Consider the following 14,573-nt stretch of genomic DNA (forward strand, 5'->3'; position numbering starts at 1 on the left):
CGCTCTTGAGCTGAATCAACAGGCTGCACCGTCCGGTTTGCAGCCTGTCGCATTTCCCGCCGATTTCCCTCCGCCTTGCCTTATCGTTACGCCTGACCCCGGCACGCACTCGTCGCGTCCCAATGTAGAAAAAAAGTTCTAGACACGGATGTCTAGATCATTTAATCTACTTTGCAACCAATCAGGAGCTTCGCATGACCCCAGACGCTTTTTTCTCAGCCTTGCTGCCGGCCATCGGCTGGTCGCTGCTGCATTTTATGTGGCAAGGGTTGCTGATCGGCTGCGGTGCATCGCTGGCGCTGCATGGTTTGCGCAATGCCCGTCCGCAGGCGCGCTATGCGGTGGCATGCGCCGCGCTGCTGCTGTGCGTGGCGCTGCCGCTGGCCGGCATTGTCCTGCGCCTGGTGGAAGCGGCCTCGTTGCACGCCGCCGTTGCGGCAGCGGACGGCAACTGGCTGGCGGCGGCCGGCGCGCCCGCCGTGCCTGAACTGATGGATGCCGACCAATGGACGTCGTGGCGCTACTTGGTGCAGCGCCAGTTGCCATGGCTGGTGTTGCTGTGGGCGGCGGGGGCGGCGGTCATGACCCTGCGCCTGTCGCTGGGTTTGCTGTGGGTGCGTGAACGCACCTTGCAAGCCGCGGATTTCACGGATGCCGCCTGGCAGCAGCGCCTGGACAACCTGGCGCTGCGCATGGGGCTCACGCGCGAAGTCAGGCTGGCGATTGCCGGACACCTGGACGGGCCGATGACGGCCGGCTGCTGGAAACCGGTGGTGCTGGTGCCGGCCTCGCTGGTGACGGGCATGCCGCCGGATTTGCTGGAAGCGCTGCTGGCGCACGAACTGGCGCATATCCGCCGCCACGATTACCTGGTCAACCTGGTGCAGAGCACCATCGAGATTTTGCTGTTCTACCATCCTGTCGTGTGGATGCTGTCCAACCGCATCCGTGTCGAACGGGAACAGATTGCAGACGATATAGCCGCAAGCACGCTCGGCGAACCGCGGCGCCTGGCCCTTGCATTGTCGGAACTGGACCGCTTCCAGTTCTCCACCCCCCAACTGGCCCACGCGGCCCACGGAGGAAACCTCATGTCCCGTATCAAACGCCTAGTCCGTCCAGGCTCCGAACCCCTCAGCTGGAAAATCGCGGCGCCCCTGCTGGGGCTGTGCACGGCATGCGCCGTCCTGTATGCCCATGCGGCACCGAGCTTCGACACGGTGCGCGGCAAGATTACCGTCACGTCGGAAGACAATAGCGCCAATGACGCCAACCGTGCCAATGACGCGAACCGGGCCAATGACGCCAACCGGGCCAATGAGGCGAACCGGGCCAATGACGCGAACTGGGCCAATGACGCCAATCGCGTGAATGACGCCAACCGCGCCAATGATGGCGCCAGCCGCGTCGCGGCGGGAGCCTCGCTGTCAGGCGGCGAGGAACTGGTGGAAGATGCGCCGGTGCCGCCAGCACCGCCAGCACCGCCCGCACCGCCAGCACCCGCGGCGGCGCCCGCACCCCGCGCCTTGCCGGCAATGGCGGCCTTGCCGGCCGTGGCCGCAGCGCCTGCCGTACCGGCAGCGCCGGCCGTGCCCGCGATGGTGGATGTGCCGGAAGCGCCTCCCGCGCCGGGCGCCGTCCCCCGCCCGCCGAAACCACCGAAAGCGCCACGCCCTGACCTGCATGGCGAACGCTTCCGCCACCTGCACATCAGCAATAACAACAAGGACACCTATGCCGTGGTGCAGGGCAGCCGGAATATTTCACTGTCCGGCACCGAAGCCGATATCGATGAATTGAAACGCCTGAAAGGTGCCGTCAAAGGCGACTTCATCTGGTATCGCAGCGGCGGCAAGGCGTATCTGATCCAGGATCCTGCACTGCTGGCCAGGGCTCATGCCGCGTGGGCGCCGACGGAAAAGCTCGGAGAGCAGATGGATGCGCAGGGCAAGATCATGGACCAGCACAGCCAGGTCATGGATGGCTTGTCCGCGAAAATGGATGCGCTGCAGGCGCAGCGCGAAGGCAACCAGGCCGAGCGCGAAGCACGCCGCGCCGCTGAGCGCAAGATGGAACAACTGGCGCGCCAGCAGGAAGCCATCGGCCGCCAGCTGGAAGCAGCGGCCCGCAAGATGGAGCGCGAGCGCAGCGAGGGCCAGCGCGACATCGACCGCCAGCAGATGGAAGCGCTGCAGGCGAAGATGGAACCGCTGACCCGGCAAATGGCGCAAGCGTCGCAGGAACTGGCGAAAAACCATGCGCAGCTGGCGCTGGCATACGAGCCGATGAAGGAGTTGGGCCGCCAGATGAAGGAAGCCAGCCAGCCCATGAAAGAGCTGGGCCGCAAAATGGGTGAACTGGGCCGCGAACAGGCGCGCATCAGCCGCGAAGCGGACAAGACCGTGCGTGGTCTGATCGAAGAGGCCGTGCGCAATGGCCAGGCCAAGCCGATGCTTTGACGTTCCTGCCGTGTGGAGGGGCGGGCCCTGAATGCCGCGTTGCTGTAAAGGTGCTGTAAAGGGGCCAGGCCCTGTATTGTCGAGTAGTGTGTTGCTGTGTAAAGGGGCAGGCCGCGTAATGTCGAGTACATTCAGTGCCAGCCCCCGTAATGTCGATCAGATCCCGCCAGGCCACCCCTGGCGGGACAAAACCGTGGCGGCAAGCGCCTTCCCGCCTGCCTTCCGCCATCCGCGCCCGGTATAATCACGGGATGCAAAATCTCCTCCACAACCTCAATCCCGAACAACTTGCCGCCGTCACCTTGCCCGCGCAAAGCGCGCTGATCCTGGCTGGCGCCGGCTCCGGCAAAACCCGCGTGCTGACCACCCGCATCGCGTGGCTGATCCAGACCGGCCAGATTTCGCCGTCCGGCCTGCTGGCAGTGACCTTCACCAACAAGGCCGCCAAGGAAATGCTGGCGCGCCTGTCGGCGATGTTGCCGATTAATACACGGGGCATGTGGGTCGGGACGTTCCACGGGCTGTGCAACCGCCTGCTGCGCACCCATTACAAGGATGCCGCGCTGCCGCAAACCTTCCAGATCCTCGATACGCAAGACCAGCTGTCGGCCATCAAGCGCATGCTGAAAGCGTTCAATATCGATGACGACAAATTCCCCGCGAAAAACGTGATGTACTTCATCAACAACGCGAAGGATAGCGGCGTGCGCGCGGCGCAGATGGAAGCGTTCGACGCCAACGAGCGCAAGATGATCGAGTTGTACGAGCTGTACGACGAACAGTGCCAGCGCGAAGGCGTGGTGGATTTTGCCGAACTGCTGTTGCGCACCTATGAACTGCTGTCGCGCAACCAGCCGCTGCGCGAACATTACCAGCAGCGCTTCCGCCACATCCTGGTCGACGAGTTCCAGGATACCAACGATTTGCAATACAAGTGGCTCAAGCTGATGTCGGGCGAGGGCGCCAGCGCCGTGTTTGCCGTGGGCGACGATGACCAGAGTATTTATGCGTTCCGCGGTGCCAATGTCGGCAACATGCGCGCCTTTGAAACGGAGTTCCGTGTTCAAAACCTGATCAAGCTGGAGCAGAATTACCGCTCGCACGGCCACATCCTCGATGCGGCGAACATCCTGATCTCGAACAACAGCCGCCGCCTGGGCAAGAATTTGCGCACCGATGCGGGGCAGGGCGAGCCGGTGCGTGTGTATGAAGCCACCTCGGATTTGCAGGAAGCGCAGTGGATCATCGAAGAATCGAAGAACCTGATCAACGAAGGCGTACGCCGCAGTGAAATCGCGGTGCTGTACCGGTCCAACGCGCAATCGCGCGTGATCGAGCATGCGCTGTTCTCGGCCGGGATTCCATACACCGTGTACGGCGGCTTGCGCTACTTCCAGCGCGCCGAGGTCAAGCATGCGATCGCGTACCTGCAATTGATGGACAACCCGCACAACGATTCCGCTTTCCTGCGCGTGGTGAATTTCCCCGCGCGCGGCATCGGCGTGCGCACCATCGAGCTGTTGCAAAACGCCGCCACCCAATATGGCGTGTCGCTGTATGCGGCGGTGCCGTACATGACGGGCAAGGCGGGGACATCGCTGGGTTCGTTCGTGAAACTGGTCGAAGGCGCGCGCTTCGAGACGCAGCAATTCGCGCTGCCGGAACTGGTGCGCGTGGTGCTGGACGCCAGTGGCTTGCTGTCGCATTACGCCACTGAAAAAGAAGGCGCGGACCGCATCGAGAATCTGGAGCAAATGGTCAACGCGGCCAAGCAGTACGTGTCGGAAGAAGGCTATGGCCAGGATGCCCCGGCGCACATGGGGCCGCGCGCTGAAGCGCAGGCGGGGCAAGCCATCGTCAATGCCGACGGCCTGGAAATCCTCGATGCCGACGCGCCGCTGTCGTCCGTGATGTCGCCGCTGTCGGCCTTCCTGTCGCACGCGTCGCTGGAAGCGGGCGACAACCAGGCGCAGGCCGGCCAGGACGCGATGCAATTGATGACGGTGCACTCGGCCAAGGGCCTGGAATTCGACAATGTGTTTATCGCCGGCCTGGAAGAAGGCTTGTTCCCGCATGAAAGCAGCGCCAAGGAAGACGACGGCGTGGAAGAAGAGCGGCGCCTGATGTACGTGGCGATCACCCGCGCCCGCAAGCGCCTGTACATGGTGTTTTCACAGACCCGCATGCTGCACGGCCAGACCCGCTACAACGTGCGTTCACGCTTCTTCGATGAATTGCCGGAAGAGTCCCTGAAATGGCTGTCGCCGCGCGTGCAGGCGCAATGGTTTGGCAACCGCAAATCCGCCTGGGATGATGCGCCGCTGACCTTCAGCGCGGACAAGGCGCTGACGCAGCGCGTTGCGCAAAAATCGTCCGGCTGGCGCATCGGCGAAGCGGTCTCGCACAGCCGCTTTGGCGAAGGCGTGATCGTCAACCTGGAAGGCAGCGGCGACAACTGCCGCGCGCAAATCAATTTCGGCAGCCACGGCATGAAGGTGCTGGATTTGTCGGTGGCCAAGCTGGAAAAGCTGGGACGCTGAGATCGCCGGGTGGCGCCGCTGAACGCATCCGGGTGCAAAATCGGTAGGGTGGTTTCCGCCGGGGCGGAAGCCACCATGCATGCCGGTCCGTGCAGCCAGCGCCATTGGCGGCACAAGCATGGCGGCCTCGTGGAGTCCGCCCTACGGGTTTTCAGTCAACGGTTTTTTCAGGCGCCACCGCCTGTTCCGACGGCGCGCCAAAGAAGTGTTTATAGCAGCAATACGACGCGCACTGATACAGCACCAGCGCAACCGGGAACAGCAGCGCGCGCACCAGCATTTGCGTGGTGTTGGCGCCAAACACCATGGCCAGCACTTGCACCACGATCATGAATAGCATGACCCAGCACAGCTGGAAGACCAGGTAGGCCCGGAAGCTGCGCCAGATCGTGAAGAAACTGAAGAACAACGCCTTGCCCACTTTCATCTGCTGCCAGTAAATCAGCATCGGCGACAGTAAATACGCCATGCCCGCCGGCACCCCGATCGCCAGCAGCCAGAACAACAAGGCGCCAACGTTGACCTGTTTCATGGCCACTTCCGGCGTGACTTGCTGTTTCTGCACCTGGACCGCGACATCCCCCATATTCAGCGCAAAGATCCCCATCATGACGGCCATGGCCGCCAGGTACAGCGCGCCCAGGGTCATCAGGCGCGGCAGCACCGGCGAACGAAAGCCGTCAAACAGCACGTTCAACGTGACGCGCTGCTGCTGTTCCACCCCCTGGTAAGCGCGCATGAAACCGATGCAGAACACCGGCGTCAGCACCATGGCCGCCACCGGGCCCACCCAGGGAATGATGCTCAGCAATTGCATCAGGAAGGAATAGGCAATGACCAGCATGGTCAGGCCCGCCGGCTGTTTCATGAACAGGGCAAAGCCCTGTTTGATCCACAGCCAGCCGGTGCTTGCGGGGAGCTTGTTCATCAGAAGAGTGCCGGTGCGGCGACCGCAATGCGTTCGCGCAAGATGCGTTCAAAGTGGGTTGGATCGTGCGGCGTCAGCATTTCCGCTTCGCGCGGCAAATGCAGGTCGTACAGGCGCGACAGCCAGAAACGCAGCGCGCCGGCGCGCAGCATGGTTGACCACGATTGCTGTTCCGCCGCCGTGAATGGCCGCACGGCGTGGTACGCGTCGAGCATGGCGCGCACGCGCGCGGTGTCCAGGATGCCGGTGTCGAGGTCGATGCACCAGTCATTGACGGTCACCGCCACGTCGAACAGCCAGGTGTCGCAGCCGGCGAAATAAAAGTCAAAGAAGCCGGTCAGCTTTTCGCCGTCAAACATGACGTTGTTGCGGAACAGGTCGGCATGCACCGGGCCCTGTTGCAACTTCTTGTAAATGTCGGACTTGGCAAAGCTGTCCTGCAGCTGGATTTCATCGCGCAGCAGTGACGCGGTTTCGGCCGGCATGAACGGCAGCACTTGCGGCGCCGCCCAGTGCCACCATTCCAGGCCACGCAGGTTGGGCTGGTAGGCCGGGTAGTCGAGGCCGGCCACGTGCATTTTTGCCAGCATCGCGCCGACTTCCGCGCAGTGCACGGGTTGTGGCGACAGTTGCGAACTGCCCACCAGCTTGGTAACGATGGATGCGGGTTTGCCATGCAGGGCCACCACCAGTTCACCCTGGTCGTTGGCGATCGGCGCCGGTACGGCGACATTGCGGTCGGCCAGGTGGCGCATCAGGTTCAAATAAAACGGCAATTGTTCGAACGACAGGTTCTCGAAAATCGTGAGGACGTATTCGCCGCTCTCGGTCGTCAGGAAGAAGTTGCTGTTCTCGATACCGGAAGCGATGCCTTTGATCGCGACCGGTTTGCCGAGGGGGAATTGCGTGATCCACTGGCTGACATCATCCAGGCTGACCGGGGTAAAAACTGCCATGAGAAAGCGGAGCTGTGATAGCTGATAAAAAATTAATAAGAAGGCAAGGGACGCGGTCAGGGTTTTTGTGACGGCGGAGGCGGCGCATTGTCGTCACCCTCGTCATCCTTCTGCTTGGTCTTTTTCTTGCCGAGATCAAATTCCATCACCGTCCACTGGGGACCACGGTTCGCCATGCCGGCGGCGTCGCCAGGCAATGCCGTGCTGGTGGTGGTGTTTTTGGGTTTCACGGTGTACGACGACGGCCCGCTTTTGACCTTGACTTCAGTCACGCGGCCGCTGTTGTCGCGTTTTTCGTTGACCGCTTTTTCTTTCGGTTTGTTGGTCACCGTGATAGGGGTGTCAATTTCGTCGATTTTGTCGAGCTTGGGTGGCGCGGCGGATGGCGCCTGAGCCAGCGCTGTATTGCCCAGGGCGAGGATGAGAACTGGCCAGATTGTGGAAAGTCGCATGGTGATTTCGCCTCAGTCGGTTGTGCAGGCGGTTGCTTGCCTTTCCATTGTAACAAACCCCTAACAGCTTGGCTTTAAACCCGGTTTTCTCAAGGGGGAAATTGCCGTCCGGGAAAGCTTGTGTTGCATACCAGCCAGCCCCGCAGTTCTGCGATAATGGTGGATTCACGTTCATTGGTTGTCTGTTATGCAAAAGACCCTGCTGCTGGTTGACGGTTCCAGTTACCTCTATCGCGCTTACCACGCACTGCCTGACTTGCGCGGCCCGAATGGCTACCCGACGGGCGCCATGCACGGCATGGTCAACATGCTGCGCCGCCTGCGCGCAGACTTCCCAGCCGCCTACATTGCTTGCGTGTTCGACGCCAAGGGCAAGACCTTCCGCGATGACCTGTATCCCGAATACAAGGCGCAGCGCCCGCCGATGCCGGACGATTTGCGCCAGCAGATCGAGCCCATCAACGAAGCCGTGCGCGCCATGGGCTGGCCGATCCTGACCGTGGAAGGGGTGGAAGCCGATGACGTGATCGGCACCCTGTCGGTCGATGCGGTCAAAGCCGGCATGGACGTGATTATTTCCACCGGCGACAAGGATTTGGCGCAACTGGTCAACGGCAAGGTCACCCTGATCAATACGATGACCAATGAAAAACTCGATGAAGCCGGCGTGCTGGCCAAATTCGGCGTGCCGCCGAACCTGATCATCGATTACCTGACCCTGATCGGCGATACCGTCGATAACGTACCGGGCGTGAATAAATGCGGTCCGAAGACCGCCGTCAAATGGCTGACGCAATATGGCACGCTCGATGGCATTATCGCCAGCGCCGATAAAGTCACGGGCGCCGTGGGCGAACACTTGCGCACCGCGTTGCCGTGGCTGCCGCGCGGCCGCGAACTGATTACCGTCAAAACAGACTGCGACCTGTCCGCGCACATGATGTCGATTTCCGAGTCGCTGGTGGCGCGCGGCGAGGACAAGGAAGCGCTGGTGACGTTCTTCACCACGTACGGCTTCAAAACCCTGTTGCGCGAACTGGGCGGCCTGGCCCCATCGGCTGCTGTCACTGCCAAAGCCGCGTCGGCCGCACCCGCCGCGCCGCTGGGCCCGGCCACGGGCGATTTGTTTGGCGCCGCCGCCGCGCCGGCCAATGTGCACTATGAAACCGTGCTGACGGAAGCGCAGCTTGACGCGTGGATCGCAAAAATCAACCAGGCCGAACTGACCGCGGTGGACACGGAAACCACGTCGCTGGAACCGATGACGGCGCAAATGGTCGGCATTTCGCTGGCCACCGAACCGGGCCTGGCTTGCTACATCCCGGTCGCGCACAGCTACCAGGGCGTACCGCAGCAGCTCGACCGCGCCTATGTGCTGGAGCGCCTGAAGCCCTGGCTGGAAGACGCCAATAAACACAAGGTCGGCCAGAACCTCAAATACGACAGCCACATTTTCGCCAACCATGGCGTGGTCCTGCGCGGCATCGCGCATGACACGCTGCTGCAGTCGTATGTGTTTGAATCGCATCACAAGCACGATATGGACAGCCTGGCGCTGCGCCACCTGAACCACACCACGATTCCATTCGTCGACGTATGCGGCAAGGGCGTGAACCAGATTACGTTTGACCAGGTGGAAATCGGCCGCGCCACGGAATACGCGGCGGAAGACGCCGACATCACCTTGCGCCTGCACCTGGCCATGATTGGTCAGGTGGCGGGCGATGAAAACCTCAAGCGCATTTACGAAACCATCGAGTTGCCGACCGCGATCGTGCTGCAAAAAATCGAGCGCAATGGCGTGCGTATCGATCCGGACTTACTGCGCACCCAGTCGAACGAGCTGGGCGCGCGCATCCTGGAACTGGAAAAGAATGCGCATGAACTGGCCGAGCAGCCCTTCAACCTGGGTTCGCCCAAGCAAATCGGTGAAATTTTCTTCGACAAGCTGAAGCTACCGGTGGTCAAGAAAACCCCGAGCGGCGCACCGTCCACCGACGAGGAAGTGCTGCAAAAGCTGGCCGAGGATTATCCGCTGCCGAAAGTCTTGCTGGAATACCGTGGCATGGCCAAGCTGAAGTCGACCTATACCGACAAGTTGCCGGCCATGATCAACCAGGCCACCCAGCGGGTGCATACCAACTATGCGCAAGCGGTGGCGGTGACGGGCCGGCTGGCGTCGAACGACCCGAATTTGCAGAATATCCCGGTGCGCACCGCCGAAGGGCGCCGCATCCGCGAAGCGTTCGTGGCGGCCCCGGGCCACCACATCGTGTCGGCCGACTATTCGCAAATCGAATTGCGCATCATGGCGCACATCTCGGGCGATGAAAACATGCTGAAGGCGTTCGCGGCGGGGGAAGACATCCACCGCGCCACGGCGGCGGAAATCTTCGGCGTGGCGCCGGCTGATGTGACGAGCGAGCAGCGCCGCTATGCCAAGGTGATCAACTTCGGCCTGATTTACGGCATGAGCGCCTTTGGCCTGGCCGCCAACCTGGGGATCGAACGGGCGGCCGCGCAAAGTTACATCGAGCGCTATTTCGCCCGGTTCAGCGGTGTGAAGCACTATATGGAAGACACGCGCGTGCAGGCCAAGGCGCGCGGCTATGTGGAAACCGTGTTTGGCCGCCGTCTGTGGCTGCCGGAAATCAACTCGCCGAACGGCCCGCGCCGCCAGGCGGCGGAACGGGCGGCCATCAACGCGCCGATGCAGGGCACGGCGGCGGACTTGATCAAGCTGGCCATGGTGGCGGTGCAGGACTGGCTGGAACACGATGGCCTCCAGACCAAAATGATCATGCAGGTGCACGATGAACTGGTGCTGGAAGTGCCGGACGACGAACTGGAACTGGTCAAGCGCAAGGTGCCGGAATTGATGGCGGGCGTGGCGGAACTGAAGGTGCCATTGCTGGCCGAAGTCGGCGTGGGCAAGAACTGGGAAGAAGCCCATTGATTATTTGCTGCCACGCGGCGTGATTTCGTAGGGCGGTTGCCGCCGGGGCGGAAGCCGCCATGCGTGCGATACCGCCAGCTCCGGCAGTACCGTGACGCCGGCATGGCGGCTTTGCCTTCAGCAAAACCGCCCTACGGTATGACGTTCGGGGCTGTTTTTCGCGTTCCGGGCCCGGCAAAAATCCGCGCCGGACGTTACAATGTCCGGTTTGCAAGTGATGCACGCGGTGCGCACGAGGTTTCAAAATCGATTCCACACTTATTTCCATCCTGCTGGCTACCACGATCGGCGGCGTCATTAGTTTGACAGCCGCCGCGGTGTTTTCGTTTACCTTGCTGGCCAAGGTGGTGGAACGCATGGTCAGCCTGTCGGTCGGCATCATGCTGTCGACGTCGCTGTTGCACGCGCTGCCGGAAGCGTTTGAATCGGGCGCCGATCCGCGCACCCTGTTTGCGGCGCTGCTGGCCGGCTTGCTGGCGTTCTTCATGCTGGAAAAACTGGCGATCCTGCGCCACTCGCACCACCATGAAGGCGACGGCCACCACCATTCGCACGGCCACGACAAGCGCGAAGCCGGCAAGGCCGGCTGGATGATCCTGGTCGGCGACGGCATGCACAATTTCACCGACGGCATCCTGATTGCCGCCGCGTTCCTGGCCGACCCTGGCCTGGGCATCGTGACGGGCGTGGCCATCATTGCCCATGAAATCCCGCAGGAAATCGGCGATTTTATCGTCTTGCTGAATGCGGGTTTTTCGCGCACCCGCGCCTATGTGTACAACCTGCTGTGCAGCCTGCTGGCGGTCGCGGGCGGTTTGCTCGGCTATTACACGCTCGACAAAGCCAGCGGCATGATTCCGTATGTGCTGGTGTTCGCGTCGTCCGGCTTTATCTATATCGCCGTCAGCGACTTGATGCCGCAAATGCAGCGCCGGGCGACCCTGAAGGAAACCATCCCGCAGGTGCTGCTGATTGCATTGGGCGTGTGTATCGTACTGTTCCTGACGGCTCACCGGCATTGAATTGGTAGGGCGGCTTTTACAAAGCCGCCATGCTTGCCTCAACGGGATGCATGCATGGCGGTTTCCGCCAGTGGTGATGGGATGTGTCCCATCCTTGCTGGCTTAAGCCCCGGTCGCCACCGGGCGCGACTTGTCCGAGCACCACTCGCTCCACGACCCCGGATACAGTGCGGCGCCATGCAGGCCCGCCAGTTCCAGTGCCAGCATGTTGTGGCAGGCCGTCACGCCGGAGCCGCACTGCATGATGGCGTTGGTCGGGTTGGAAATCAGGTGCGAGAATTCCTGCTTGAGCTGTGCGCCCGGCTTGAAGCGGCCGTCCGGCAGCAGGTTATCCTTGAAGAAGCGGTTTTTCGCCCCCGGGATGTGGCCGCCGACCGGATCGATGGTTTCATTCTCGCCACGGAAACGGTCATGGGCGCGCGCATCGATCACCTGCTTGCGACCATGCGTCACATTGTCCAGCACTTCCGCCACCGTCACGGTGGACGTCAGGGTCGGGCGTTCGGTGATATGGCCACGGGGACGTCCGACGGTCGGCGTCACCAGCGGCAAGCCCTCGGCCTGCCACGCCGCCATGCCGCCATCGAGCACCGCCACCGCCTGGTGGCCGATCCAGCGCAGCATCCACCACAGGCGCGCCGCATACATGCCGCCGTGCGCGTCATACGCCACCACCTGGGTGTCGTCATTGATGCCCCAGTTGCGCAGGGTTTCAATGAAAGTGGCGCGGTCCGGCAGCGGGTGGCGGCCTTTGAAGACGCCGTCCAGCGCGGCTTTCGGGCCCGACAGATCGTCGTCGATGCCGGCAAATTGCGCATTCTGGATGTGGCCGATGGCAAAGCCTTCGCGGCCCGCTTGCGGCATCAGTAAATCGTGGCGGCAATCGAGGATGATCCAGTTCGGGTCTGTCAGGTGCTGGGCAAGCGTGGCCGCGCTGATCAGGGTGGTATGCATGTCTTGTATCCTTATTCGCTGGCGATGGGATCGGTGTCGGCTATGGCTTTGCCACGTTCCGTACTGCGCGTATTGTAAAACGTTGCCGCGCTGCCTGACGCAAGAATCACCGCGATGCCGAGCCATGCATGCCAGTCAAAGGTGTCGGCAAACACCAGCACGCCCCAGATGCTGGAAAACACGATGCCGGTGTACTGCAAATTGGCCACCACCAGTGTTTTTCCGAGGCGGTACGCGCGCGTCATCGCCACCTGGGCCGACGTCGCCAGCAAGCCAATCCCCAGCAACAGCGCCAGGTTGCGCCAGCTGTCGATCGCATGCCAGGTGACGGGGCCGCTGCCGGCTTCCAGCACGTGGCCACCGACGCCGGCCAGCAAGTTCGAGACACAGAAATAAAACACCACGCGGTATTCCGGTTCGCCGAGCTGGCCCAGTTTGCGCACTTGCAGGTAAGCCATTGCCGTCAGCACGGATGACCCCAGCGCCATCAGCGCGGGGCCCAGCTGGTCTTTTTCCAGTGCTGGCTGCAGCAGCAGCACCACGCCGACAAAGCTCATGCACACGGCGGCGATCAGCGGCCATTCAATATGGCCAGTGCGGTGCCACCAGCCATGGGTGAACAGCCACAGCGCCATCCAGATCGGCGCCATGTAGTTGAGGGTCATGGCGGTGGCCAGCGGCAGCTGGCTGATCGAATGGAACCACAGCCACAGCGACAGGACGCCGACCACGCCGCGCCACGTATGGGCCCAGGCGTAAGCGGTTTTCAGGGTGCCGCCCTGCAGGCGGATCATGGTGTAGAGGATCGTCATGCCGATGATGCCGCGATACATGACGAGTTCGGACGTGCTATAGAGTTCGGAGGCCAGTTTGACGCAGACGCCCATGGCGGCGAACAGGAAACTGGCGAAGAGCATCCACAGAGAGTGCATTGACTGCCTTTGAGATGTGGGTGCCCGGCCTGTAGGCCCGGCACCCATTCTTTAAACTTCCAGCTTACTTCGGTACCACTCGTGGAAGTGCTGCATGCCGTCTTCCATCGGGGACTGATAGGGGCCGGCGTCGTTTTCGCCGCGTTCCATCAGGATCTTGCGGCCGGCATCCATGCGCAGCGCAATTTCATCGTCTTCGACACAGGTTTCCATGTAGGCCGCCCGTTCCGCATCGACGAATTCGCGCTCGAACAGCACGATTTCTTCCGGATAGTAGAACTCCACCACGTTGCGGGTTTTCTGTGGGCCGATCGGCCACAGGGTCGAGACCACCAGCACGTGCGGATACCACTCGACCATGATGTTCGGATACAGGGTCAGCCAGATCGCGCCATACGGCGGCGGTTCGCCGTTGCGGTACTGGAGTACCTGCTCGTGCCACTTCTGGTACACGGGCGAGCCGGATTTGCGCAAGCCACGGTTCACGCCCACGGTCTGGACGCTGTAATCGGCGCCGAATTCCCAGCGCAGGTCGTCGCAGCTGACGAACGCGCCGAGGCCCGGGTGGAACGGCTCGACGTGGTAATCCTCCAGGTAGACTTCAATAAAAGTCTTCCAGTTGTAGTCGCACTCGTGCACTTCCACATGGTCGAACATGTAGCCGCTGAAATCGAGGTCCTTGGTCACGGACAGCGATTTCAGCTTGTCCATGACGTCGTAGCCATTTTGCTCGAACTGCAGGCCGTTCCAGCTTTGCAGGCGGGTTTTCGGCAAGTTCAGGCACGGCGTCTCGGCGAAGTGCGGTGCGCCGATCAATTCACCTTTCAAGTCATAGGTCCAGCGGTGCAGCGGGCACACAATGGTATTGGCGTTGCCCCGGCCATTGAACATCACGGCCTGGCGGTGGCGGCACACATTGGACAGGACTTCCAGGCCATTGGCGTTCCGCACCAGCATGCGCCCGTCATTCTCCGCCGCCAGCGTCATGAAGTCGCCCGCGTTCGGTACCATCAATTCATGCCCGACATAGCGCGGGCCGGCTTTAAACAGCGACTGCATTTCACGCTGCAGCAGCGTTTTGTCAAAGTAGACGTTTACTGGAAGTTGCGCGTGTGAACGCGCCAGCATGGCGTGGGTAGCCAGATCGGACATCCCAACCCCCCTTAATTAATGTACAGCAACCAAGAAGAGACAGAATCCGTAAAGACCTGTTGTCAGTTAAGGAAACGGTATTTCGGACAGAACCGGAGATTATACCGTGAAAATGTGTTAAACAGGTTGATATGACACAAGGCATCCCGGGATAGGTGGGGTAAATGGGGTGGCGCCTGTGGTGTTGCCGCAAATTACTAATCATTAATGCAATGATTTTCA

General features: G+C 61.5%; 10 protein-coding genes. 4 read left to right on the forward strand and 6 right to left on the reverse strand.

All coding sequences use genetic code 11. From position 1 onward, the window contains the following. The first annotated feature begins 194 nt into the window (after positions 1–194). The gene (locus AC1RRC_RS27025) at positions 195–2,459 is read left to right on the forward strand and encodes a M56 family metallopeptidase (protein ID WP_493058701.1); all 2,265 of its coding nucleotides are present in this window, start codon (positions 195–197) and stop codon (positions 2,457–2,459) included. A 251-nt stretch (positions 2,460–2,710) separates the two neighbouring features. Next, positions 2,711–4,999 (forward strand): UvrD-helicase domain-containing protein, encoded by a 2,289-nt coding sequence (locus AC1RRC_RS27030; protein ID WP_493058702.1) that lies wholly within the window; start codon positions 2,711–2,713, stop codon positions 4,997–4,999. Positions 5,000–5,150: 151 nt separating this feature from the next. Here the strand turns inward: AC1RRC_RS27030 and AC1RRC_RS27035 are convergent, their stop codons facing one another. From AC1RRC_RS27035 to AC1RRC_RS27045, 3 genes are read right to left on the reverse strand one after another with little or no spacing between them, the layout of a single operon-like run. Further along, positions 5,151–5,927: a BPSS1780 family membrane protein gene (locus tag AC1RRC_RS27035; RefSeq protein WP_493058703.1), complete on the reverse strand. Its 777-nt coding sequence runs from the start codon at positions 5,925–5,927 to the stop codon at positions 5,151–5,153. Continuing rightward, entirely contained in the window at positions 5,927–6,883 is a 957-nt protein-coding gene (locus tag AC1RRC_RS27040; protein WP_493058704.1) for a homoserine kinase, read from the reverse strand. Before AC1RRC_RS27040 ends, AC1RRC_RS27035 begins: the two co-directional genes overlap by 1 nt. Before the next feature lie 56 nt (positions 6,884–6,939). Beyond that, on the reverse strand, positions 6,940–7,335 hold the full coding sequence (locus tag AC1RRC_RS27045; protein ID WP_493058705.1) for a hypothetical protein: 396 nt from the start codon (positions 7,333–7,335) through the stop codon (positions 6,940–6,942). 187 nt (positions 7,336–7,522) lie between these two features. Between AC1RRC_RS27045 and polA the strand changes: the two genes are divergently transcribed. Further along, positions 7,523–10,291: a DNA polymerase I gene (polA, locus tag AC1RRC_RS27050; protein ID WP_493058706.1), complete on the forward strand. Its 2,769-nt coding sequence runs from the start codon at positions 7,523–7,525 to the stop codon at positions 10,289–10,291. Positions 10,292–10,560: 269 nt separating this feature from the next. After that, positions 10,561–11,313 (forward strand): ZIP family metal transporter, encoded by a 753-nt coding sequence (locus AC1RRC_RS27055; protein WP_493058803.1) that lies wholly within the window; start codon positions 10,561–10,563, stop codon positions 11,311–11,313. 102 nt (positions 11,314–11,415) lie between these two features. Here AC1RRC_RS27055 and AC1RRC_RS27060 read toward each other — a convergent pair whose 3' ends face one another. The 3 genes from AC1RRC_RS27060 to AC1RRC_RS27070 are packed head-to-tail and all read right to left on the reverse strand — an operon-like array spanning position 11,416 to position 14,351. After that, a complete protein-coding gene (locus AC1RRC_RS27060; RefSeq protein WP_493058707.1) occupies positions 11,416–12,267 on the reverse strand; it encodes a sulfurtransferase in 852 nt (283 codons plus the stop codon). Positions 12,268–12,278: 11 nt separating this feature from the next. After that, entirely contained in the window at positions 12,279–13,199 is a 921-nt protein-coding gene (locus tag AC1RRC_RS27065) for a DMT family transporter (protein WP_493058708.1), read from the reverse strand. 51 nt (positions 13,200–13,250) lie between these two features. Beyond that, the gene (locus AC1RRC_RS27070; RefSeq protein WP_493058709.1) at positions 13,251–14,351 is read right to left on the reverse strand and encodes an aromatic ring-hydroxylating oxygenase subunit alpha; all 1,101 of its coding nucleotides are present in this window, start codon (positions 14,349–14,351) and stop codon (positions 13,251–13,253) included. Positions 14,352–14,573: the final 222 nt, after the last annotated feature.

The sequence above is a fragment of the Pseudoduganella sp. GW821-FHT12E03 genome (genome assembly GCF_058807115.1).